The following is a 22,476-nucleotide window of genomic DNA, read 5'->3' as shown; positions in this document are numbered from 1 at the left end:
CAATGAACGATTAAAAAATTACGGATACTCCTTCCGCCCTTTCAGCGCCGCCCTCAGCGCCTGAGAAGACGGGCCGACGCTTTGCGCCGCCGCAAAGCCTCTCATTTTAAAAACAGCGTCTGTCTCGCAGAATATATTTTGTGCAGGACAGACGCCGTATGGCCGTAACTCAGAAACTTAAATCTTTTTTATCTCCAGTAAGCTTCCTTGAAGAAGCAGAACTCCTGGCCGAGCCCCTCTTTGACCGCGCGGTCGTAGAGCGTCTTGCCCCACGCTATGTCGTGCAGCGGCATGCCGCCCGTCACGAACATGATGATCTCGTCGTCGCTGCTGCGCCCCTTGTCGATGCCGTTCACGACGTCGCCCAGGTTACGGACTTTCTTTTCATCGAACTTGCCCGCCTGAATGGCGAGTAGCAGATGGTACGAAGGGGCGACTACGGAGACCGCCTCCAGTCCCTTCGGGTGCTCTTTACCGTCGGCGATGAAGGCCTGATGCATCTTCCAGTTGTCCGCGAAGACGGTGTTCTCCGAGTAGGCCTCGGGATCGAAGTCGGCGTCGCCCGTGAAGATCACCAGCGCGCCCTTCTTGAGCCACTCCTTCTCGATGCGCGGCACTACGTTGCCGCCGGTAGCTATCGCGACGACGTCGGCGGGACGTATCGCCTCTTCGATATTCGTCGTGACGGAGACTTTGATGTTGAGCGCCTTGCTCTCTTCCTCCGCCCACTTCCTGCCCTTTTCGAGGTTGATGTCGTAGAGGACGGCCTCTTCGATCGTCGGCACCGCCGTCTTTATAGCAAGCAGCCCTCCGCGGTTGACTACGCCGCCGCCGATCACTCCGACCACCTTCGAGCCCTTGCGCGCAAGATGGCGCGCGATGACTCCGGGAACGGCGCCGGTGCGCATCGCGGAGATCTGGTTGCCGCTCATGATCGCGAAGGGCGCGCCCGTGTCGGCGTCGTTGAGGATCGTCGTCAATATCGAACGCGGCAGCCCGCGCGAGGTGTTAGCGGGGTTGGAGCCGTACCACTTTTCGCCGCAGATCTTATATTTGCCGCCGAGATAGCCGATCATCGACATAAAGCGGCGGTCCGGCCCGCTCACCGGCATCCCGGGGAAGCGCTCTTCGTCCGGGAAATAAATCATCTGCCCGTGCTCGTTCTGCAGCGGGCCGCCCATCAGATAGTCGCCCTTGCCGATAAGGCTGAAGACGCCTTCGATGACGTCGATGCAATCGGCCATATTTGTAACGCCGACCTTGAGAAGGTCGTCCTGCGAAAGGAGCAGCGTTTTTACTTCCTTACCACCAGCCATTATAAATTACCTCCTGTTTTGTGTCAAAAAATATATTTCCCCTGTTGCCGAAAACCGCCGCCCAAGACGGAAAATCCTCTATGCCGTTTTCTCCCCTCGGGCTTTACGGATATTATACGGGCGCCGCTGAAGATTTGTAAAATTGATTGTTTTGATTAGATAGATTACTTTTTCTAATCGATGCGCCCTCTCTCATCTTCAGCGCGCGCCCTTTAAAACCTTTACGCTATGGCCGTATCAAGCAGATATTCGCCCCTTGCGTAGCGGTTCCAGTGGAACTTCTCTATTGGAAGCTTAGTCTTGCCGAAGAGTATCTGCTCGGCCACCATCTCGCCGGCGACGGGGCCGAACATGAAGCCGCGCGAACCGGAAACGTTCATCCAGAAGCCCTTCAGCTCGTCCGCTTCGCCTATGACCGGCTGCATGTCCGGCGTGATGTCGTACATGCCGGACCACTGCCTGACGACGCGGATGCCCTTCGTGCGCGGCAGCACGTGCGTCAGTATGCCCGTCATATGTTCGAGGAAGTCCCAGCAGTCGCCCATTTCGTAGTCGTCGAAGGGCGCCGCACCCGGGCGGTAACGGTGCGGGCCGCAGCCGGCGATTATCGAGCCGTGCGGGCGCTGCTGCATGTAGAAGTCCGGGTCGTAGCTCATGAGGAACGTCGGGCAGACGTTGAAGTCGACCGGCTCGGTCGCGAATATCTCGTGGCGCTCTCCGTGAACCGGAATGGCGAGCCCGGCCATCGCGGCGACCTTTCCTGACCAGGCGCCGGCCGCGTTGATGACGATGTCCGTGTCTATATAGCCTTTGCTCGTGCGCACGCCCTTTATCGCGTCGTTGGTCTTTTTGAAGCCCGTGACCTCCGTGAACTTCTCGATGACGACGCCTTCGCGCTTTGCAGCCTCCTGGTGCGCGAAGTTCGTGAGCATCGGGTCGGCGTGCCCGTCACGCTTGTACCAGTAGAAGCCCTTTATGTCGTCGGTATAGAGCCCCGGGCAGAGAGCGCGCGCTTCGTCGTGCGTGAGCATCCTCGACGGAACGCCGAGGGAGTTCTGCAGTTCGATGCACTTCTTGAAGTTTTCGACCTGCGCGTCGGAGTAGGCCATGAAGAGGTAGCCGTTCTGATAAAGGCCGATGTCCATGCCCAGCTCTTCCGACAGATGTTCGTATTTTTCGATGCAGGCCTTGCCGAGGATTATATTCAGCTCGCCGCCCCAGGTCGCCCTGAAAGCCGCCGCGCACCTTCCGGTGGCTCCGGAGGCGGCCGTCTTCTTTTCCAGCAGGACTACGCTTTTCATCCCCAGCTTTTTGAGATAGTAGGCCGTAGCCATTCCCATCATGCCGCCGCCTATGACGACGGCGTCAGCCGTTCTCTTCCAGCTCATTCGAAGTCCCCTCCTTTAATGTCGCCGACGAGCCCGCACTTTATCGGCTTCACGGGCGGGCGTATCGTGCCGGAAGGTATGTCCGCCACGGGAACGCCGGTCTGCTTTGAAATCTCGCGAAGGATTATGTCCCTGCATCCGCGTCCCTGGCAGGGGCCCATGCCGACGCGCAGCAGGCGCTTCAGTTCGTCAAAGGTGTCGTAACCGCGCGCTATCCATTCGCGGATCTCCTTGAGGGTGATTTCCTCGCAGCGGCAGACGACGATGTCATCTTCCATCTTTTTGAAATCGACTTTAGTGTGATCGTGATCACAGCAGGACATCTACTTCACCACCCTTACCGCACGCACCTGGTCGACGAATTTCCTGTCGAAGGAGACATGCAAAACTTTTGTTGAATCTTTAAGCGGTTCCGCCACATTTTCAACGACGCCTTCGGTCACCGCTTCACCGATTCTGTTGAGGCACGCCACCTTGTCGCCCTTAGAGGGCAGCGGCAGCAGCTCGTAAGGCATCTTTATGAGGGCCCTGCCGGGAGCGAACGTCAGGTCGATCACGAAGCAGGCGAGCCCCGGGCATTTCGCGACGCAGAGGCCGCAGCCGGTGCATTTCGCGTAATCGATCTCCGGATTGTCGTTTATGTCGGCAAAGGGCTTCACCGCGCCGCTGGGGCAGCTCGTAGCGCAGGGGTTGCACGGGATGCGCTGCGGGCATTCGATCAAGACGAGCCCGCCCTTTTTGTTCTCCCAGAGATCCTTCGGAGGAAGCACCGCGCCCTTGCGTTCGCCCGTAAGGACGCCGCTGTTGAAGAGTCTCTCCTCGTTATCCATTACTCATCCCTCCAGTCGTCGACCTGCGCCAGAGCGAGGCCGCTGCGGATTTTTTCGCCGGCTTCGCCTCTGCGCAGCGCGGCCAGGCGCTCGTGATATTCGTCAAATTTGCCTTCGTCGGCCTTAAAGCCGAGGGACTGCGCCGCCGCAAGCCCGGCGATGCGCCCTTCGACCATCGCCGAGCTCGCCTCTTCGATTCCGGCCGCGTCGCCGGCGATCCAGATATCGGGGTGGCTCGTGCGCAGCTTGGGGTCGCGAAGGGGGACGTGTCCGCAGAGCTGTGGGATATATCTCATTTCGCATCCGGCCTGCCAGAGCATTTCGTTCGTCGGCGTGAGTCCGACCGCGAGGCAGATGACGTCGCATTCGACGTGCGACAGCTCGCCCGTCTCTATATCCTGGACGACCGCGCCGTCGACCATATCGGCGCCGAGCGCCGCCTTGATTGTGTGTCTCAAAAGGATGGGGACTCCGAGCCTGCGGATCTTCGCCGCGTGGACCCAGTAGCCGCCGATTTTCGGTAGCGCTTCAAGTACAGCGGCGATCTCAACGCCGGCCTGCATCAGCTGATAGCTTACAATGAGGCCGATGTTGCCGGCGCCGATCATAAGGACTCTCTTGCCGGGGACCACTCCGTAGACGTTCATCAGCGTCTGCACCGCGCCGGCGCCGTAAACGCCGGGGATGTCGTTGTTCGGGAAGGGGATGATGCGCTCCTGCGCGCCGGTCGCCATTACGATCTTCTTCGGCAGAAGCTTGTAGTACTCCTCTTCGCCGCGCATCACCGTGACGATCCCGTCGTTTTTGTAATAGCCTATCACCGAAGTGTTTGTGAAGGCTTCGACTTTATCACCGCAGGCCCTTATTTCGTCAAGGATGATATCGGCTATTTTATAGCCTCTGGTGCCGGCGTGTTCGTCTTTGCTGCCGAAGAACTTATGCGTCTGCTTTACAAGCTGCCCGCCGAGATGAAGGTCGCTTTCAAGCACCGTGACTTTCGCGCCCAGGGAGGCGGCTTCGGCGGCCGCGCTGAGCCCGGCCGCTCCGCCGCCCACGACCAGGATGTCGGTCTTTCTGATCTCAGACATCGTCTACGCCACCTCCATAGGAACAGCGCCCTTGCCGTGCTGCGTCTCGATCTTCATTCCGGCTTTAAGGGGGGTGATACAGGTCCTTACGTTGGGCACCCCGTCCACCACCATAAAGCACGAGCTGCACTTCCCTATCGCGCAGAAAAACCCGCGCGGCCTCTTCATTTCCGGAGTCACCCTGTAGACGTGGACGCCGTTCGCGTGAAGCGCCATAGCGATAGGTTCTCCTTCGAAACCTTCCAGTTCGCTGCCGTCAAACGTGAATTTGACTTTTGCCCCGTGGCTGTAAGCCAGAACGGGGTGCTGGTTGATCAGCTGCAATTGCCTCACTCTCCTTTTAATGACTGACGGAAAAAACCGCCATGCACATTACCCTCTTGCTTGCGCCTTTATGTGACTTTCGCGCCCTTTGCGCAGCGCGCGTTTGAAGCCATGAATCCCGCCTTTATGCCGCTTTCAAGCCATGCTTAACTTTAATTCATTTTTAAAGACAAACACAATATCATATAAAATATATCCTCATAAAAATACTGTAAATTCAACAATTGGAATATAATTCATTTCATGAAGTTTGTCAACCTTTTTATAAAATAAAAAAAGATTTTTCTTCAAAAGACGCCCGCATATTTGAGCGCACGGGCAAAGCGGACCGCCTTTTTTATGCGGCGCGGCCCGCTTTGTCTCCAGTTAAAGCTTATTCCGCCTCTCCAAGATATTCCTCACCGCCATTGGACATTTTAGTCACCACATAGCCGGCGATTAGCGCCGGGACGACGCCGACGAGGCGCGCGTCGATTATCGCGTTGTAGGGGGACATCTGCCAGAAAACGGTGCAGAAGAAGCCGAACGCCATAGTCCAGAAGGCCGCCGCGCCGGTATATTTCTTCCAGAGCAGCGTCATGCAGGTGACGACGGCGAAGGGGTTGCCCATTGCCGCCCAGGCGAAGGAGACTATGCTGTAGACCATGTTCGCGGGCAGCAGGAAGGCTAAGGCGAGGGCGGAAAGCCCGACTATGACGGTAACGCAGCGCGAAATGAAGAGTTCCTTCTTAGGGTCGAGCTTTTGGCCTTTCAGAATGACCGGCTTCAAAATATTTTCTGAGAACTCGGAGGAGGTGACGATGAGCATCGAGTCGGCGGTCGAGAGCATCGCCGCGACTGCGCCGGTCACGCATATAGCTCCCAGCACGGGGTTGAATATTTTCAGCACGACCTTCGGCATGATCATTTCCGCATCCGCTATGTTCGCGGGGCCGAATATCGCAAGTCCAACGAGCCCGATAAGGATGGCGCCGCTGTAGCCGAGCACCGTCCAGACGCAGGCGATGTTCCTTCCCATTTTCCACGCCGCGTCGTCCTTCATAGCCATGAAGCGCACTGTAAGGTGCGGGCAGCCGCCGAGATAGGCGATGATCCACGCGAAGTTGCTGGCGATCATGAAGCCCGCGAAAATACCCTTAGCTCCGGCCGTGAGATCAAGGTAGTTCGGGCCGGCCAGCCTCAGCGCTTCGACGATCGACGAGGCGTACAGCCCCGGCGTGACGGATATGTAATACAGCCCGTAGAGCGGTGCGACTATCAGCGTAAAGATCATCAAAACGCTCTGCACGCAGTCCGTGTAGACGACGCTTTGGAAGCCGCCCCAAACTGTGTAGGGTATGATCACGACCATAGTGAGGATGATCCCCCACGTTACCGGAAGCCCGAAGAGCGTGTGCAGCGTTTTGCCCCCGCCTATGACCTGAGCTTCGACGTAAAACGCAAAAAGGAAAATTACGATAAAGCTGCCCATAAGCCTGATGGCCGTTACGGCCTTGCTCTTCGAGTGACGTTTGACGACCCAGTCGACATAAGTCTGAGCGTCGAATTTGGCCGCTTCCTTCCTCATTCTGTTGGCAAGCAGCGTCCACGCGAATATGTTGCCGAGCGCTAGGCCTATCGCGACCCAGATCGAGACGAGCCCGCTGCCGTACGCATAACCGGGGAAGCCGACAAGGCACCATGCCGACTCCGCAGTCGCTCTCTCGGACAAGGCGCAGGCCCAGCCGGGGACCGAACGCCCGCCCATATTCAAGTCCGTGGTGTTTTTGACTTTCATCCCCTGATAGAGGCCGAATAACATGAGGCCGCCCATGTAAAGCAGAAGGACAACCAGATTAAGCGTTGTGTTCTCCATTGTGTTTCTCCCCCTCTTAGTTTTGGAACATTTGAGCGTGGTGCTGAAACCCTTTTTATTCACATGTGAAGCTTGTAAAACCGGTCAAGTAAATATTATATTTTTGAAGAAAATTTGTCAATATATTTTTATAAAAAAGAAGAAAATTTTTTAGAATGTCGCGTATAATCAGCCGACAATTAAATATTTCTTACCGCATCATTTGTGCCCGCGTTCACCTTGACAAAAAAGCGGAATATGAGTTACTATCGGCGATAATGGAGAGGAGTCCGCAGATGACAGAAAAAGAAAACTTTTCCATGCTTCGCAGAATTGCGGCAAAGAGCGGCAATCTTTCGCCCAAACATTTAAAGCTGGCACAGTACATTGAAAAAAACTACACCTCTTTAGCTTATGTGACGATGACGGAGCTGGCCTCTCTCGCAAACGTCAGCGAAACTACCGTCGTGCGCTTCGTCTATAATCTCGGATACAAGGGCTTCCCTGAGTTTATGGCGGCTCTGCGCGAGGAGCTCACGGCAAACAGCAAACGCCCAATAATGAGCGCGTTCGCAATAAAAAGCGGCGAATATGAATTCCCGAGAGACACCTGCCGCGCCATCTTCGCGATGGAAATGCAGGTGATGGCGGAAACGCTGGCGGGGATAAACGAAGATGAGTTTGAAAGGGCTGCGGAGATGGTCGCAAAGGCGAAGACGGTCCTTATCGTCGCCTGCGGCGCCAACGTATGCTGCGCGCAGGCGCTGCTCTTCGCGTTGCAGGTAATGAAGCCGAACGTTCATATGATAGAAAAGCTTGGACTCCCCGAGGACGCGCTGATACGGTCGGCGGGGAAAAACAGCGTATGCATCGTCTTTTCCACTCCGCGCTATCCGCTTGAAACGCAGAAAATTTTAAAAATCATCCAGAAACGCGAAATCCCGGTGATAGGCTTCTCAAATTCTGTGCTTTCGCCTATATTCTCGTACTGCGAGATTTTCATACAGGTGCCCGAAAAGTACGTGACATATATCGATTCCAACGCGTCGTATATGGCTCTGATACACGCGCTTTCGTTTGAAATCTGCCAGAAAGACGAAGCCAAGGCAAAAAAAATGATAGCCGAATATAACGATTTCGTGCGTAGCACGAATTATTATGTGAACGGAGAGACCGACCTCGTAGATACGTCTCTTATCATAAAGGAGCCCACGCAGAATTCTTGAAAAATTAAAGAGGCCGCGGCTTTCAATTCCGCGGCCTTTTGCTGTTCACTGCGTACCGTCCGAACGGGTATTTTAGAAAATGCGGGCGGGAACGTAGGGGTTCGACACGACTTCAGCATGTCCGAGGAAGTACGCAAGAAGGATGAACGCCGCCACAAAAACGGCGCCGTATACTACGGTCTTAGCATCTACGTAAGACTTTCTGCCCTCGCATTTAACATTGTTTCCTATTGTCATTGCCTTGCTGCTCACAGCCAGCGCCTCCCGTAAAAGTTTTATGTTAAGTGAAACATTTAACAATGTCTCATTAAACATATTATAGTACATTTTCTGAGTTATGACCGATAAAAGATTTCTTATGTTCAAAATTAAACGATTTTATTTTTATCGGGCGCTATTCACCGGCGTTTCACGTTTTCCCTTTCAACTGTCGGCTCTCGCGCCTTAATTTGCGCGGAAATTTTTCTTTAGGCGTCTTCGCTTCGCCGCGGCGCAGAGAAAAATTTCTCCGCGCTGTTACGGCGCGGGCGGAGCCGCCTGACGGGCGCGGAAGCGTCCCCGCCCGCAACCATAAAGCCGAGGTACATACGGGCGTTGCGAGGTTTCATTCTTTTCCCTTTATCGGCGGCGTTTTCCCCAAAATTTTACGCGCCGTTATATGCTAAAATGGCTTTGCGCATATCGTTTAACCTGCGTCGGAGGCAAAGGATGGAGCTTAAAAATATCAACACGTTTCTTCGCGTGGCCGGGCTCGGCGGTTTTACGAAAGCGGCGAACGAGCTCGGATACTCTCAGTCCACCGTTACGATTCAGATAAAACAGCTCGAGAGGGAGCTCGGCTTTCCGCTATTCGATCGCATCGGCAAGACCATTTCGCTCACGCAGAAGGGCGAAGAATTTATCCTCTACGCTAATGAGTTCGTCCGTCTCGAGGACAAGCTGAGCTCCCTGAGCGACGCTCCGGACTCTGTCGCGGGCACGCTGCGCATCGGCGTCCTCGAATCTCTTTTCGTCTGGAAGACGGCCGACCTGCTGCCGCGTTTCCACAGCAGATATCCGGAGGTAAAAATCGAGATAACCTCGGCGACGGGAGCCGCCCTTTACAGGATGCTGCGCCAGAACGAAGTCGACGTAATCTATCTGCTGGACAACCTCATCTATCACAAAGACTGTGTCCGCGCCTGCGCGTCGCCGGTGAGCCTGAAATTCGTAGCCGCGCCGGAGAGCCCGCTCTGCGCCGAGAAAAATATTTCTCTTGAGGAAATCGCACGGCAGCCGCTTATACTCGCCGAGCGCGACGCCATCTACAGGCGGGAGCTCGACCGCGAGGCCGCCGTGAACGGCGTCGAGCTCGTGCCTATACTTGAGGTCGACAACATCGAAGTCATCCTGCGCCTGCTGAAAAGGGGCATGGGGGTATCCTTCCTGCCGGATTACGTAATAGAAGAAAGCGTGAAAAAGGGGGAGCTGTCGGTCCTGGACGTCCGCTGCAACGCGATAAGCCTGTGGAGCCAGATCGTCTGTCACAAAAACAAGTACGTTACGCCGCCGATGCGCTCCTTCACGGAATTGATACAGTCGGCCGCGCCGACGGAAGCCTGACGACGGATGAAAAGAAAGCGCCTACGGCTCTGCCGTGGGCGCTTGATTCTCTGGAGCCGGCGAGGGGATTCGAACCTCCGACCTGCTGATTACAAGTCAGCTGCTCTACCAGCTGAGCTACACCGGCAAGTATCCTTTTGCGGAACGAAAGTATTATACATTATTTTTCAACGTTGTCAAACTTCGGCGCAAGCGCGGAGCGCGCCCAAAAGTCGACGCTGAAGCGCTTTTTCTTTTTCGCGTCAGAGCAGCTCTATCTGGCACATCTTCATCGTCAGAAGGGCGGCGTCGTGGCTTTCGCGCGTCACGCCGGCGCAGCACTTTGAATAAACGTTCACGCAACTCTCCGGAAAGTGCGCCTTTAATATCGTCGCGTTCGATACGACGCATATGTCGGTGCAGAGGCCCAGGAGGTAAAAGCTTATTTCTTCATCCGGAGCGTCCGTCATTTCACGGACCGCCGACGGAAGGAGCGTCGAGCCGAAGGCCGGCTTTTCAATTATCTTCGCGTCCTTCGCGAAGCCGGCGAGCTCGTCGATTATCTCAAAGCCCCATGTGCCCTTGACGCAGTGCGGCACCGGCAGATGCCGTCCTTCATTTGTTTCGGCGTAATTTTCGCCGTGGGTGTCTTTAGTGAATATCAGTCTTTCGGTTCCGCCTTCGGCGACGAAGGATCGCACTTTTTCCACCGCTTCGGGGACGATCGCGCGCGCCATTTCGCTTCCGAGCGCGCCGCTCACAAAGTCGTTCTGCATATCTACGACGATCATAAAGTCGATGTTCCGCGGCATCCCGCTCCCCTCCTTCATTGAAATTCGTATGCGTTTTCCCCCAGGGCTTCGGCCGGCGTTCCGGCAAGGGGAAGCAGGTTCTCGATAACCGTTAAGTCCAGATTAAAATAGCACTACGAGCGCATTTTCTCAAGCGTTCTATCAGAGGTTTACTTTTGCATTTCATAGATGTATTTTATCTCGCCCATCGCAGCGGCGAGCTGCCCTTTAGTCATGACCCCCTCTCCGGAGAAGCGTTCGAGCACACTTTTGTACTTTTCCGCGTCGTCCTTCCACAGCTCTCTGAGCCACGCATTGAAGTCGTTCTGCGTCACGAGGGCCTCGTATTCGCGCCGTGGGAATTCCGTGCGGCCGAAGATGCGGCGGAAGGCGTCCCTTACCTCGAGCCAGTGCATCTCGTGGTCGACGCCGAAGATCGTCTCGCCGGGGTTGTCCATGTAGCCGTAAAGCATCGCGAGCTCGACGCCGCGCCACCAGAGGGAATCGGGTGGGACATCGTCGAAGCTGTAGTAGGAGAGCTTGTCCTTCGACCCGAGCAGCTCCCACTGGACCTGTATCGGGCGCACGTCGCGCGGCTCGATCTTTTCTCTGACCGCGACCGCGGCTAAGGCGCCGACCGCCTGCCCAGTGAGCATCGTGACGGGCTGCAGGCGCGTCGAACCGTTGACCACGCGCGAAACGGAGATATTTTTCTCCGCCGCGAGAAGGCCGTCTATCTTTTCCGGGATAAAGACGCCGAGCGGTATCTGGAAGAGCCCTCCCTCCCACTCTTTGTCGTCCGGTATGTCCTCGGGACGCTCGCCGAGGTCGCGGTCAAGATATTTGGGCTCGCGCAGCCCGTGTATGTCGGTAGGGTATTCTCCGAGCGCCACGCTCTCCGGCACCATGTTTAGAATGCGCTTGAGCGACGCGTCGCGGATGACGTCTTTGACGGTCATCGTCGCGACGCCGATTATGCGGCGGCTCTCGCGGATATAGGGGAAGGGGGGGAAGTGCCTGAGAATCGGCGCGAACTCTTCCGGCATCTCCTTCCAGCTCTGCCAGTCGTTCGTGAAGCTGCCGCCGTAGCCCTGGCGCGTGTCCACCGACCAGTCCTCCATGCCGAGCTCGGTCTGCATATAGTACAGGAACGCGAGAGTCTCCTCCATCGCCTTGCGCTCCGCGTCGCGGCGGAACTTTTTGTCCTCGAGGAAGCGCGCCGGCATGCCTGCCGAGCCGAACTTGCGCCCCGGGTAGTCGTTCGCCCAGTTCAGCGCCGTGCGGGATATGAACTGCCATGTGGAGGGCACTCCGCCGTCGATTTTCGAACGGTTGGGGTTGGTGACGTCCGGCATCCCGCGGTAGGCGTTGTGTACTGCCACGTTGAAGGGATAATCTCCGGGCCACCAGCTACCGTCTTTGGCGATTATTTCGCGGAAGTGGGGGAGATATTCGTAGTAATGCGGCGGCGGCGTCATTATACGCAGCTCTTCGGGCAGGCCTTCGGGATACTTCTTCACCACGGCGACGTAGGTTATGTCCTGTATAACGCTGTCGTTGTCTATATGCGGAGAGATGCCGTTACCTGATCTATAGCGCGCTCCGGTGAGAGGGATGAAATCGCCGGCCTCGGTCGCATCGATGAAGACCTTCGCGCGTATCGTCTTTTTCCCCTCTTCGTCCTCGATGATGGCCGCCGTGACCCCGCCATTGTCTACCTGCGCCTCGAGCACTCGCGCTTTTAGGAAGAGCATCACTCTATTTGCTTCGTTTATCATATCGGTCAGCGCTTTCTGCCCGACCCACGGCTCGAACGCTATCGTGTCCGAGCCCCAGTAGCATGTGTTGACCGCCGTCTCGCGCATCTCATAATGCTCGCGTACGCGCGTTATGAATTCGTTGTAAATGCCCGTCCTCGTGCGGCGGACGTCGTCCATCGTGGAAACGGCGGCGCCCGTCATCTGTCCGCCGACCCAGTCGGATTCCTCGATGAGAGCTACGTCCATCCCCATGCGCGCGGCCTGTATCGCGGCCGCCGTGCCGCCGGTGCCGGCTCCGATTACCGCTACATCGTAATACAGAGCGTCCGACGACGCAAAAGCGCCGCTCTGCGAGAAGGCGGTGAAGAGAAACAAAACGGCGGTGATCAACAAGTACATCTGAAACTCCTCCAACTCCTGCGTAATAAGTCACAACTTTTCAATTATACTCTTTTCAAGCGTGTTATCGCTACATTTTTAACCGACAATTCATTCAGGTTCATTCAAAAAAGAAATTTCTCGTATAACGACGCTCGCCGGCAGACGGGACGCTGCGCTTGAAAAATATATGCGCGCAAGGTAATATTTATCTGTTGCATTAGATGAAGAGGAGGTATACTGAGTGAAAAGCGCAAGAATAAAGCTGAAAAAGAGAAAAGGCTTCACGCTGATAGAGATCATGGTCGTCGTCGTGATAATCGGGCTGCTCTCGGCGCTCGTCGGCCCGAGGCTCATAGGGCAGAGCGACGAGGCGAAGCGCAAGACGACGCAGACGCAGATCGCCCAGCTCGAACAGGTGCTCGGGCTCTACTACCTCGACAATGGAGCCTATCCCACGACGGCGCAGGGGCTCGAAGCTCTCGTAAAGGAGCCGACGACTCCGCCGGAGCCTCTCAACTACAAGAAGGGCGGCTACATGAAGAAGGTCCCCAAGGACGCGTGGGGGCGCGACTTCCTCTACGCCTCGCCCGGCGAACACGGCGACTTTGACATAATGTCCTACGGCGCGGACGGGCAGGAAGGCGGAAGCGGTGCGAACGCCGAAATAACGAACTGGGAATAGAGGGCGGGCGCAGTCTGATAAAAAATCGATAAATCCCGTCGGATACGCGCACGGCGGGCTGCGGAAAGGATGTGACAAGATGAACAAGCCGCAGCTCATAATTAAGGCTATCAAAGAGAAGCTCCTGCCGCTGACGGAAAAAAAGGCGGCGGAGGGCAATCATCTCTTCGGCGGCATCGTGCTCGACAGGCAGAGCTGCCGGGTAATAACGGCCGGCAGCAACAACCGTCAGGAAAACCCCATCTACCACGGCGAAATCGACACCATCCAGCGCTTCTTCGCCGACCGGAATCATCCTGACCCCGCGTCGTGCCTCTTCGTAGCGAGCCACGACCCCTGCCCCATGTGCATCTCGGCCATTTCCTGGGCGGGCTTCCATGAGATATGGGTCCTCTTCGGCTATGACGACGTCAAAAGGAAGTTCGGCATGCCCGTCGACCTGATGATGTATCAAGAGCTCTTCGCTTCGGAGGGAGCGAGCGACGAAAACAGCTTCTTCCGCAAATACTACCTGAAAAAAGAGGCGGCAAAGCAGGAAAACGCCGCAGAACTGCTGAAAGAAATCGCCGAGATCGAAGCTCGCTACGACAGAATACCGGTGCAGTACTTCCGCTACCCCGGGATGTGATTTTAGCACGCGGCCTCCTGCCACTTTCGCGGGATAACCTAAAGTACAGAGACGGCGCCTCTGTGCACAGAGGCGCCGCGTCGCAGATAGATATTTCGTTTTTTACCTTTTGGCGTTTTTCTTGATTCCGCTCTTTATCACAGGCAGAAGGGAGCCGAGAAGAAGCAGCAGGGCCGGCATGGCCGCCGACGAGGCGTTGCAGCCGCCGCTGCTGCCTCCGGAGCTTTCTTTGGCTTCGAAGGAGAGCGTCGCCGAGTAATAAGTTCCGCCGCCCACATCCAGCATTGCCGCGACCGTATTCCTTCCCGCAGAATCTGGGGTATATGTGAATACGCCCTCTTCGTCGCTGGGCGTTTCAAGTTTTTTAAGATTTTCAGGCCCTTCTTCTCCCTGTATGATGGGGGTGGTTTCGTTCCCGTATTCTATCACCGCGCCCGCGTAGGGATTTCCTTTATAAAGCAGCTTGAACTTGATAGGCATACCGACGCTGGCCCCGGCAAGATCGGAGAGGGGGATGATCTCCGCCACCTCGCCGCCTCCGACGGAGGCCATCGAATGGCGGTCGGCTGCGATGTTGAATATGTGTTTACTGAAGCCGGTATAGACCATGGCGCCCGGAATGTTCAGATAAGTGCGGCAGGCGGCCGTCACGGTCCCTTCTTTGGTTATCCGCGCCACAGCGCGGCGCGAATCGATCCCCGTGACTTCATCTCCGTCAGGGTCGTCGTAGGCGGCAAACAGGTTTGTCAGATCGCTTTCTGTGCCGTCTTTATATATCAGCCTGCCGTTCAGCATCTCCCTGTCGGGGACCAGTTTCATGAAGCTGTAATCGTACTGCGCCTGCTTGCTTATGTGTGTGAAAGAGACGATGACGGAGTGCTCCTTTCCCACATCGGTGTGCGAGACCTTAGGGATGACGCTGAAATAATGAGCCTCTGCCAGCGGCGGGCAGAGAAGCACGGTGCAGATAAGGGCGAGAGCTCCCCTGCCAAGCCTATATTTTGCAGTCATCTGGAACAGCCTTTTCATATACAATACCTCCTGGAAATTATTTAGTTAGCATTTGCTAACTTTTCTAAGTTATAACATCTGCCCCCTTCGATGTCAATACAAGCGCTAAAGAATAATGAATTTCCGTTTGCTATATTCAAACTCGGCAACGAATTAAGAATAGGGCCTTGTACGCCCGCAGAAGCCGCACTTTATTAAGCTTGCTGGATTTTCGGATTTTCGTCCATGAAGAAAAGGGGCCCCTGCAGAGGCTCCTTTCCACGTCCGCCCGGTATGCCGTTATCGCCGCCGTTTATTGATTTAGAGCATGTCGGGGAGTTTTTCCCGGTGCGCCGCCTGCTCTTTTTCATAGGCGGCGAGCTTTTCCTTCGCGCGCCCTATCTGAGCCCGCAGCTGCTGCGGCGACGTCCCTCCGTAGGTGTTCCTGCGCTCCACCGAGCGGCGCGGCGTGAGCAGCGGCAGAAGGCTTTCCTCGGCCTCAGGGATAAGGGCCTGCCATTCGGCGAGCGTCAGCTTGTCGAGCGGTCTCTTGTTTTCAATACACCAGCGCACGGCGCGGCCGACTTTTTCGTGCGCGATGCGGAAGGGCACGCCGCGCAGCACGAGATACTCGGCGACGTCCGTAGCGAGTATAAGCCCGTCGGCAAAGCCTTTATTCGCGCGCTCCTCATCTACCCCTACGTTTTTCAGCAGCGCCGGCAGCACCGAGAATATTCCCTTCAGGCAGTCGAGCGAGCGGAAGAGGCTGCGCTTATCGTCCTGCAGGTCGCGGTCGTAGCTGAGGGGAAGACCCTTCACCGTCGTCAGCAGGTCGACGAGCGCGCCCGTCAGCTGCCCCGCCTTGCCGCGCAGCAGCTCCAGCACGTCGGGATTCTTTTTCTGCGGCATTATGCTCGATCCGGTGCAGAAGGAATCGGGCAGCTTAAGCCAGCCGAACTCCGTCGTGAAATAAATTATCAGGTCTTCGGAGAGACGGCTGACGTGGGTGCCGAAGACCGCCGCGAAGTAGAGGACGTCCAGGAAATGGTCGCGGTGCGCGACCGTGTCCATGCTGTTCTCCGTGATGCGGGCGAAGCCCATGTCGGCGCGCGTGAATTCGCGGTCGAGCGGCAGCGTCGAGCCGGCGAGGGCGCCGCAGCCGAGCGGCGATTCGTCGACGGCGTCGTAAGCGGAGCATAGGCGTCGCGCGTCGCGCATGAACGCCTGGGCGTGGGCCATCCAGAAGTGCCCCATCGATATCGGCTGAGCCTGCTGCAGGTGCGTGTAGCCCGGCACTACGACGTCGGCGTGTTCCTCCGCCTTTTCCAGCAGCGTCGCAATGAGCGCTTCCAGCCCCTCCCAGATATCAAGCAGCTCTTTGCGCAGATAGAGGCGCACCGTCGTGTTCACCTGGTCGTTGCGGCTGCGCCCCATGTGCAGCCGCGCGCCTGTCGCGCCGCATTTTTCTATCAGGCGCGACTCGATGTTCATATGAACGTCTTCGAGTGAAAGCTTCGGCGTGAATTCGCCTTTTTTTATCTCATCCGCGATCTCGCGCAGGTTTTTTTCTATCACTGCGGCCTCGTCGGCGGCAAGAAGCCCCGTGTGGGCGAGCATCCTTACGTGCGCGACGCTCCCGCGTATGTCCGCCATAGCCATGCGCCAGTCCAGGTCGAGCGACTGCGTGAAATTTATCACGGCCTCGTCGGTGTCCTGCGCAAAACGTCCCTTCCACATATTCGGCACACTCCCTTTCGCCCTTTCGTTAAAGTTGCGAGAATTATACATCATAGAAAGCCGTATATAAAATGAGCTTGAGGAATGTGGCGGCCGGGCATACGGATCCTCCGAAATACCGCACGCCCTGGGCCGCGGCAAAAACGCTTACGGGCGGCCCTCATTGCGATTCGCGAAAAAAGCGGCGGGCGGCGCCCTTTATAAGGCGCCGCCCGCTATTACGCAAATTTTTCAAATTTCGTTACGCTGTGACTACATAACGAAGAGCGGAGCGAGTACGGTAGCGACGACGGACATCAGCTTGATCAGTATGTTGAGGCTCGGGCCGGCCGTGTCTTTGAACGGGTCGCCCACCGTGTCGCCGACGACCGCCGCGGCGTGGGGCGCGCTGCCTTTGCCGCCGTGCGCACCGGACTCGATGAATTTCTTAGCGTTGTCCCACGCCCCTCCAGCGTTGGACATGAAGATGGCCATCATTACTCCCGTGACTATGGAGCCGCCGAGCATGCCGCCCAGCGCCTGCGGACCAAGCAGGAAGCCTACCGCTACGGGAGCAAGGACCGCCATGAGCCCTGGAACTATCATTTCTTTCAGCGCTGCCGCCGTCGAGATGTCTACGCAGCGCTCGTATTCCGGACGTCCCGTGCCTTCCATTATACCGGGGATTTCGCGGAATTGACGGCGGACTTCTTCGATCATTTTCTCAGCGGCGCGGCTGACGGCCTGGATGGAGAAGGCGCTGAAGATGAAGGGGAGCAGCCCGCCGATGAAGAGTCCGGCCATCACGGCGGGGTTCTGTAGGTCTATCGCTTTGAGCCGCGTGGCCTGCGCGAAGGTCACGAAGAGTGCAAGGGCCGTGAGCGCGGCGGAGCCGATCGCAAGGCCTTTGCCGACGGCCGCCGTGGTGTTGCCGACGGCGTCGAGTTTGTCGGTGATGTTGCGGACTTCTTCGGGGAGTTCGGCCATTTCGGCGATGCCTCCCGCGTTGTCGGCTATGGGACCGTAGGCGTCTACTGAAAGGGCCATGCCGGTTATGGCGAGCATGCCTACGGCCGCGCAGGATATGCCGTAGAGCCCGCCGAAGAATACTCCGGCCATTATCGCACAGCAGACCAGGATGACGGGGATGGCCGTCGATTTCATGCCTACGCCGAGTCCCGCCAAGATGTTGGTCGCCGCACCAGTCTCGGAGGCCTGGGCGATTTCTTTGACGCTGCCGTAGTCGCCGGAGGTGTAGTATTCAGTCGCCGCACCGATGAGCAGCCCGCAGAGGACTCCCGAGAGGACCGCCCAGAAGAGGGTGATGTCTCCGTGGAATATCCATTTTGTGATGAAGAAGGTGCCGACGAGCATGAAGACGCCCGTGATGCCGAGCCCCATGCGCAGGGCTTTCGCCGGGTCGCCTCCTTCACCTACGCGAACGAAGAAGGTGCCGAGTATCGAGGAGATTATGCCTACCGCCGCAAGTAGGAGCGGATAGTAGACTCCCGTCTGGTCGAACGCCATCGCACCTATGGCCATGGCCGCGATTATCGAGTTTACGTATGATTCAAAGAGGTCGGCACCCATACCGGCTATGTCGCCGACGTTGTCGCCGACGTTGTCCGCTATGACCGCCGGGTTGCGCGGGTCGTCTTCCGGGATGCCGGCTTCGACTTTGCCGACGAGGTCTGCACCAACGTCGGCCGCTTTGGTGTAGATGCCTCCCCCCACTCGCGCGAAGAGCGCTATGGAGCTCGCGCCGAAGCCGAAGGCCGTGATGACTTCGGGGCTCGGGAAGATATAGTACATGGCGATGACGCCTAAAAGACCTACTCCGACTACCGTCATGCCCATGACGCTGCCGCCGGTGAAGGCGATCTTCAAGGCGTCGTTCATGCCGTGCATGGCGGCGAATGAGGTCTTGCCGTTCGACTTGGTGGCCACTTTCATACCGATAAAGCCCGTCAGACCGCTGCAAAGAGCGCCTGCCACAAAGCACGCCGCGCTGGGAACGTTTATCTTCCACGCAAGGATGGCCGCCACTATGATGACGAATGGGACGAGGGTCTTATACTCCCTGTAGAGGAAGGCCATGGCCCCTCCCTGTATAATGCCGGATAATTCTTTTACCCGCTCGTTCTCCACACGAAAACCGGAGATCTTACACGACGCTGCTGCCGCGAAGAGCAGCGCGATCACTCCCGTCACTCCTACTATCGCTAAAAGATTCATTAGTTGAAGCGCCCCCTGACAAATTTATGTTATCGGCCCGTTCTCAAGCCAATGAAACATTATATCTTCAAGAGGCGCAATAATCAACCGCATTATTTTTTAATCGTTTAATGGCTTCCTCACTCTCCATTTTTATCCGGTTTTTCGCAATAACATAGGCGCCGCTTTTGACTTTATGTTTATCGTCAGCTTATCACTCTTTTTACTTTGAAGATTGGCACACTGACGATCCAGCCACAGTCTTTACCAGAAGCAGACTCCTCTTCCACCTTTGATTCATCTTCGCATAATAAAAAACCGGCAACGTCATCTGCAACTACTGCTACAATCCGTCCACCGTCTAATTCTACTGCGTCATATAGATTGATTTTCATTGCTTCTTTTTTTTATTCTCCCCGAACAAAGCGAAACAGCCCTCAAAGCACGCGTAAAACTTTCATATGCGGGGACATTCGCCGCCGTTCATGCGGAGCAGTCAGAGCAGCACGCGCCGTCATGAATCTTTTTTCCGCTCTTCGAGATACTCACGCCAATAAGCGCCGCTGCCGGCAATCGACGAAAATTCTTTATAGGTGACGTTCGCCACGCCGCCGCGTATCGGGCTGACGTACTTCCGCTCAGTGTAATCGACGCGCCATCTAGAGGTCTCTTTAGCTTTGCTGTAAAAAACCGCGAGCGACGCGCAGAAATCCAACAGGTCGCCGCGTTCCTTTGCAGACAGTGCGGCGGAATGACGCAGTATCACATGGGAGCCCGGCACGCCCTCAGCGTGAAACCATATGTCGTCGGAGTTTGCAAGTTTAAAGGTGACGTATCTGTTACCCTTTGCTGAAAGCCCCGCGAAAACGATCGCCCCGTCGAACTCGAAGCGCAAATGCGGCGGCAGCTGCTCCTTTTTCTTCGCTCTCGCATTTTTTCTGCCCGCAGCGGGTTTTATAGCGCCGATCTCCTCTTCTATCATCACAAGGCTGCCGGCATCTGTCACCGCGCGCGCCGCTTCAAGCGTCTCGGCGTAGCCTGCAAGCTCCTCTTCGATGCGCGGCAGCAGGGCGGCCGCGCGTTCGGCGGCGCTTCGTATCTTCTTATATTTCGAGAAATATATCTCCGCGCACTTCTGCGGCGATACGCCGGCAATAAGGGGAACGCTAAGAGAATAAACGCCGCCGTCTTTGCTGTAGCCGCTCAACTCAGCTTCGCGCGCGCCCGGCTTTATCTGCCATAGGTTCGCGGTTATCAGCTCGCCGTACTGTTTGAAGCGCTCAGCGCCGCGCCCCGCGATCAACGCGTTTATATCAGCGCGTTGCCGCTCTCTGCGAAGTATTTCCTTTTCCAGCAGAGAGAGGACCCTCTTCCTGCGCGCATCGAAAGCGGCGTAGCGCAGCGGCGCGAGGACCGCGGCCGTGCCGCTTCCACCCTTCGACAGACGCGCCGCGCCGGGCAGAAGCCCAGGAAGAACTGTAATATAATTGCCAAGCGCTTGCGGGATAAATTCTATATCGGCTTCGTTACTGCTGTAAAAAGCTCTAAGGAAGCGCTCCGATACATCAAGCGGCTGCTCTGAAAGAGCCCTAAGCAGCTTTTTACCGAAGCCGGCTATTCTATTAATCTCGGAAGCCCTAGGAGATGCGAGCCACTCTTCGAGCGAAATTCCTTCAAAAAGCGGCGGCATGCTGTAGCTGAGACCCGGAAGAATACTGCGGAAGGCGTTGTCGGACGGATGTATATGCTTAGCCGTTTCGATGATCGTACCTTTTTCGTCGGTGATAAGCAGATTGCTGAAACGCTCCATCAACTCGAAGAAAACGTAGCGGACGACTGAAAAACCGGCGCCTACCGTCTTACGGAACGACAGTTTTAAAATCCTGTCGCGCCGCAGCTGATCCGCCGAAAAAAATTCAGCGCCGACGAGGTGGCTCCTCAAAGCGTTAGTGATCTGCGGCATATGCGTTGCTGACGATAGAAAATTTTTCCGTTCCTTCTGCGATACTACAGCCGCGCCGCAGTGGGCCGAGTCCCATGAGAGCAGCAGTTCAGCCTGACCGAAGGAGATAATCGCCGAATTATTGCCGCCGTCAACCCTTTGTACGCGCTTGCCACAGAAGGACGCTTCGATCTCTCTTCTCCAAAACCATACGAGCTCAGGACCGAAAGACATTTCAATCACCGCCGAGATGAGCGCACGGCTCATAAGGATAAAAAAATGGCCTGCGAATGAGCCGCAGGCCGTAACCCTCATTAAGATGGTGGAGCTGAGGCGATTTGAACGCCCGACCCCTTCCGTGCGAGGGAAGTGCTCTCCCGCTGAGCTACAGCCCCATCAAAAACGCGGGTAAACCTGGAGCGGAAAACGGGACTCGAACCCGCGACCTACGGCTTGGAAGGCCATCGCTCTACCAGCTGAGCTATTTCCGCCCGCAACGGCAGATATAATACCATCGAGCCCTGTATGTGTCAAGAAAAAGGCGGGAAGCTCCCAAGGCCACAGCATTTACTTTTTATGAGCAAACAAGATATCAAGCAAGAGCTGTGGGTTAAGGGCTGCTTTGAACATCATCTTCCTTCCTCTTGCTTAAACGACCGTATTTAGCCTGATTTAACAACGCAAGCGCACTCTTGCGCAGTACGTTCATGTTGAGCTGCGATTTGTCTTTTTTTTAGCTCTTGAAGAGTCTTTCCGAACACCCATCCCATCCCATCCCATCCCATCCCATCCCATCCCATCCCGCATTATAAATTTTACGCCTTGACTATCGGAATCCATAATTCCATTTTGTAATCTTGGTTGTGCATATCTCCTTCATAATAATATTCAAAATCCGGATCTCCTGAATGAACATATCCATGTTCCGGAAAGAATACTTCCATGGCATATTTCCACCCTTCGTGAATACATTCCGGTACACTTCCATTCAGTTCAACAACAGCATACTCGTTTTCTTCAATTTCTAAAACATCAAATCCCATTTCTTTAGCTTTATTTATATCTGCAACAATATAACCTGCCATATAATTTATAATATTAGGATTTTCTACATCATGACAAACTCCGATACTTTGTCCTTCTCCAAGTGCCGCTAATTCTTCATGACTATATTTAGAATAAAGATTTTTCCATACATCCGAACACAGCGATGAGTCAATACCTTGTTCATTGATTCCTGCAACTCCAAACGCTTTTTTCTTTTGAATTGTAATATTCATACTTCTACCTCCTTTTACACTCAGTGCTAGTTGAATGCGAGAAACTAATTTGAACGGTTTCCCATTCCTTACCTCGGAAGGAGTAAATCCATGAAAACTTTTAAAAGCAGTTCCAAATGAATCTGATGATTCGTAGCCAGACTTAATAGCTATATCAATTATTTTTTCATTTGTATCTCTTAATAAAACAGCCGCTTCCGTCAATCTTCTGTTTCTTATATATTCTGACAATGTCATTTCAGTCAACATAGAAAACAATCGACTGAACATCGGATATGAGTACCCTGATAAATAAGTTATTTTCTCTTCGTCTATTTCACCATCTAAGACCGTTTCAATATAGTCTATTGTTTTATTAAATGCCATTATAATATTCATCACGACTTCCTCCTCTCAATTATAGTTTAGAGGTTTTTAGCACATTCTACCCTACAATATCCGTACAAATTTTGACGGTATCCTTAGATTATAAACGTACTTACAAATCAAAATTTTACAATTCTAA

Annotated in this window: 20 protein-coding genes and 3 tRNA genes; 4 read left to right on the top strand and 19 right to left on the bottom strand. The window is 55.2% G+C overall.

What is annotated here, in order from left to right; genetic code table 11:
* Positions 1–188 precede the first annotated feature (188 nt).
* The 7 genes from EH55_RS08500 to EH55_RS08470 form a co-directional block, all read right to left on the bottom strand.
* Complete coding sequence (locus EH55_RS08500) at positions 189–1,316, bottom strand: tyramine oxidase subunit B (RefSeq protein ID WP_037976728.1); 1,128 nt, start codon at positions 1,314–1,316, stop codon at positions 189–191.
* Between the two features lie 221 nt (positions 1,317–1,537).
* Entirely contained in the window at positions 1,538–2,704 is a 1,167-nt protein-coding gene (locus EH55_RS08495; protein WP_037976724.1) for an NAD(P)/FAD-dependent oxidoreductase, read from the bottom strand.
* A complete protein-coding gene (locus tag EH55_RS08490) occupies positions 2,701–3,027 on the bottom strand; it encodes a (2Fe-2S)-binding protein (RefSeq protein ID WP_051682766.1) in 327 nt (108 codons plus the stop codon). The genes EH55_RS08495 and EH55_RS08490 overlap by 4 nt, the downstream gene beginning before the upstream one ends.
* Positions 3,028–3,534, bottom strand: coding sequence for a 4Fe-4S dicluster domain-containing protein (locus EH55_RS08485; RefSeq protein ID WP_037976723.1), 507 nt, complete (start codon positions 3,532–3,534; stop codon positions 3,028–3,030). It lies immediately after the preceding gene.
* Positions 3,534–4,622, bottom strand: a complete 1,089-nt coding sequence (locus tag EH55_RS08480) for an NAD(P)/FAD-dependent oxidoreductase (RefSeq protein ID WP_037976721.1) — start codon at positions 4,620–4,622, stop codon at positions 3,534–3,536. Before EH55_RS08480 ends, EH55_RS08485 begins: the two co-directional genes overlap by 1 nt.
* 3 nt (positions 4,623–4,625) lie before the next feature.
* Positions 4,626–4,946 (bottom strand): (2Fe-2S)-binding protein, encoded by a 321-nt coding sequence (locus EH55_RS08475; RefSeq protein ID WP_037976720.1) that lies wholly within the window; start codon positions 4,944–4,946, stop codon positions 4,626–4,628.
* A gap of 373 nt (positions 4,947–5,319) precedes the next feature.
* Entirely contained in the window at positions 5,320–6,801 is a 1,482-nt protein-coding gene (locus EH55_RS08470; RefSeq protein ID WP_051682765.1) for a sodium/proline symporter, read from the bottom strand.
* A 275-nt stretch (positions 6,802–7,076) separates the two neighbouring features.
* On the opposite strand from EH55_RS08470, the gene EH55_RS08465 reads away from it, so the two are divergent.
* Entirely contained in the window at positions 7,077–8,006 is a 930-nt protein-coding gene (locus EH55_RS08465) for a MurR/RpiR family transcriptional regulator (RefSeq protein WP_037976719.1), read from the top strand.
* Between the two features lie 72 nt (positions 8,007–8,078).
* Here the strand turns inward: EH55_RS08465 and EH55_RS14440 are convergent, their stop codons facing one another.
* Positions 8,079–8,258 (bottom strand): hypothetical protein, encoded by a 180-nt coding sequence (locus tag EH55_RS14440; protein WP_037976718.1) that lies wholly within the window; start codon positions 8,256–8,258, stop codon positions 8,079–8,081.
* Between the two features lie 456 nt (positions 8,259–8,714).
* Between EH55_RS14440 and EH55_RS08450 the strand changes: the two genes are divergently transcribed.
* A complete protein-coding gene (locus tag EH55_RS08450) occupies positions 8,715–9,608 on the top strand; it encodes a LysR family transcriptional regulator (RefSeq protein WP_037976716.1) in 894 nt (297 codons plus the stop codon).
* Positions 9,609–9,659: 51 nt separating this feature from the next.
* Here EH55_RS08450 and EH55_RS08445 read toward each other — a convergent pair.
* The 3 genes from EH55_RS08445 to EH55_RS08435 form a co-directional block, all read right to left on the bottom strand.
* Positions 9,660–9,735: transfer RNA gene (locus EH55_RS08445), tRNA-Thr, on the bottom strand.
* Positions 9,736–9,850: 115 nt separating this feature from the next.
* A complete protein-coding gene (locus EH55_RS08440; RefSeq protein WP_037976714.1) occupies positions 9,851–10,399 on the bottom strand; it encodes a cysteine hydrolase family protein in 549 nt (182 codons plus the stop codon).
* 149 nt (positions 10,400–10,548) lie between these two features.
* Positions 10,549–12,537: an FAD-dependent oxidoreductase gene (locus EH55_RS08435; RefSeq protein ID WP_037976713.1), complete on the bottom strand. Its 1,989-nt coding sequence runs from the start codon at positions 12,535–12,537 to the stop codon at positions 10,549–10,551.
* A gap of 223 nt (positions 12,538–12,760) precedes the next feature.
* Here EH55_RS08435 and gspG point away from each other — a divergent pair, with 223 nt between their 5' ends.
* The gene (gspG, locus tag EH55_RS08430) at positions 12,761–13,201 is read left to right on the top strand and encodes a type II secretion system major pseudopilin GspG (protein ID WP_276203878.1); all 441 of its coding nucleotides are present in this window, start codon (positions 12,761–12,763) and stop codon (positions 13,199–13,201) included.
* A 79-nt stretch (positions 13,202–13,280) separates the two neighbouring features.
* Entirely contained in the window at positions 13,281–13,829 is a 549-nt protein-coding gene (locus EH55_RS08425) for a cytidine/deoxycytidylate deaminase family protein (RefSeq protein WP_037976712.1), read from the top strand.
* A gap of 102 nt (positions 13,830–13,931) precedes the next feature.
* Here EH55_RS08425 and EH55_RS08420 read toward each other — a convergent pair whose 3' ends face one another.
* The 8 genes from EH55_RS08420 to EH55_RS08390 all read right to left on the bottom strand — a co-directional run bounded on the left by EH55_RS08420 (position 13,932) and on the right by EH55_RS08390 (position 22,349).
* Positions 13,932–14,858: a DUF4198 domain-containing protein gene (locus EH55_RS08420; RefSeq protein WP_037976710.1), complete on the bottom strand. Its 927-nt coding sequence runs from the start codon at positions 14,856–14,858 to the stop codon at positions 13,932–13,934.
* Positions 14,859–15,140: 282 nt separating this feature from the next.
* Positions 15,141–16,556: an argininosuccinate lyase gene (argH, locus tag EH55_RS08415; RefSeq protein ID WP_037976708.1), complete on the bottom strand. Its 1,416-nt coding sequence runs from the start codon at positions 16,554–16,556 to the stop codon at positions 15,141–15,143.
* A gap of 252 nt (positions 16,557–16,808) precedes the next feature.
* Entirely contained in the window at positions 16,809–18,770 is a 1,962-nt protein-coding gene (locus tag EH55_RS08410) for a sodium-translocating pyrophosphatase (RefSeq protein WP_037976706.1), read from the bottom strand.
* Between the two features lie 185 nt (positions 18,771–18,955).
* Positions 18,956–19,144 (bottom strand): hypothetical protein, encoded by a 189-nt coding sequence (locus EH55_RS14215; protein ID WP_141730523.1) that lies wholly within the window; start codon positions 19,142–19,144, stop codon positions 18,956–18,958.
* 119 nt (positions 19,145–19,263) lie between these two features.
* Positions 19,264–20,925 carry an NFACT family protein gene (locus tag EH55_RS08405; protein ID WP_037976703.1) on the bottom strand — a complete coding sequence of 554 codons (1,662 nt, stop codon included), beginning with the start codon at positions 20,923–20,925 and terminating at the stop codon, positions 19,264–19,266.
* 86 nt (positions 20,926–21,011) lie between these two features.
* Positions 21,012–21,086: transfer RNA gene (locus EH55_RS08400), tRNA-Ala, on the bottom strand.
* Positions 21,087–21,106: 20 nt separating this feature from the next.
* Positions 21,107–21,182: transfer RNA gene (locus tag EH55_RS08395), tRNA-Gly, on the bottom strand.
* Positions 21,183–21,506: 324 nt separating this feature from the next.
* Complete coding sequence (locus EH55_RS08390) at positions 21,507–22,349, bottom strand: AraC family transcriptional regulator (protein ID WP_037976700.1); 843 nt, start codon at positions 22,347–22,349, stop codon at positions 21,507–21,509.
* Positions 22,350–22,476: the final 127 nt, after the last annotated feature.

Source organism: Synergistes jonesii, from assembly GCF_000712295.1.
GTDB classification, from domain to species: domain Bacteria; phylum Synergistota; class Synergistia; order Synergistales; family Synergistaceae; genus Synergistes; species Synergistes jonesii.
Note: the sequence above shows the minus strand (reverse complement) of the source record. Positions and strands in the feature narration are given on the sequence as shown.

Coding starts and splice junctions, on each gene's coding strand:
- EH55_RS08500 (WP_037976728.1), bottom strand. CDS start 1,316: ATGGCTGGTGGTAAGGAAGTAAAAACGCTGCTCCTTTCGCAGGACGAC.
- EH55_RS08495 (WP_037976724.1), bottom strand. CDS start 2,704: ATGAGCTGGAAGAGAACGGCTGACGCCGTCGTCATAGGCGGCGGCATG.
- EH55_RS08490 (WP_051682766.1), bottom strand. CDS start 3,027: ATGTCCTGCTGTGATCACGATCACACTAAAGTCGATTTCAAAAAGATG.
- EH55_RS08485 (WP_037976723.1), bottom strand. CDS start 3,534: ATGGATAACGAGGAGAGACTCTTCAACAGCGGCGTCCTTACGGGCGAA.
- EH55_RS08480 (WP_037976721.1), bottom strand. CDS start 4,622: ATGTCTGAGATCAGAAAGACCGACATCCTGGTCGTGGGCGGCGGAGCG.
- EH55_RS08470 (WP_051682765.1), bottom strand. CDS start 6,801: ATGGAGAACACAACGCTTAATCTGGTTGTCCTTCTGCTTTACATGGGC.
- EH55_RS08465 (WP_037976719.1), top strand. CDS start 7,077: ATGACAGAAAAAGAAAACTTTTCCATGCTTCGCAGAATTGCGGCAAAG.
- EH55_RS08450 (WP_037976716.1), top strand. CDS start 8,715: ATGGAGCTTAAAAATATCAACACGTTTCTTCGCGTGGCCGGGCTCGGC.
- EH55_RS08440 (WP_037976714.1), bottom strand. CDS start 10,399: ATGCCGCGGAACATCGACTTTATGATCGTCGTAGATATGCAGAACGAC.
- EH55_RS08435 (WP_037976713.1), bottom strand. CDS start 12,537: ATGTACTTGTTGATCACCGCCGTTTTGTTTCTCTTCACCGCCTTCTCG.
- EH55_RS08425 (WP_037976712.1), top strand. CDS start 13,281: ATGAACAAGCCGCAGCTCATAATTAAGGCTATCAAAGAGAAGCTCCTG.
- EH55_RS08420 (WP_037976710.1), bottom strand. CDS start 14,858: ATGAAAAGGCTGTTCCAGATGACTGCAAAATATAGGCTTGGCAGGGGA.
- argH (WP_037976708.1), bottom strand. CDS start 16,556: ATGTGGAAGGGACGTTTTGCGCAGGACACCGACGAGGCCGTGATAAAT.
- EH55_RS08410 (WP_037976706.1), bottom strand. CDS start 18,770: ATGAATCTTTTAGCGATAGTAGGAGTGACGGGAGTGATCGCGCTGCTC.
- EH55_RS14215 (WP_141730523.1), bottom strand. CDS start 19,144: ATGAAAATCAATCTATATGACGCAGTAGAATTAGACGGTGGACGGATT.
- EH55_RS08405 (WP_037976703.1), bottom strand. CDS start 20,925: ATGTCTTTCGGTCCTGAGCTCGTATGGTTTTGGAGAAGAGAGATCGAA.
- EH55_RS08390 (WP_037976700.1), bottom strand. CDS start 22,349: ATGAATATTATAATGGCATTTAATAAAACAATAGACTATATTGAAACG.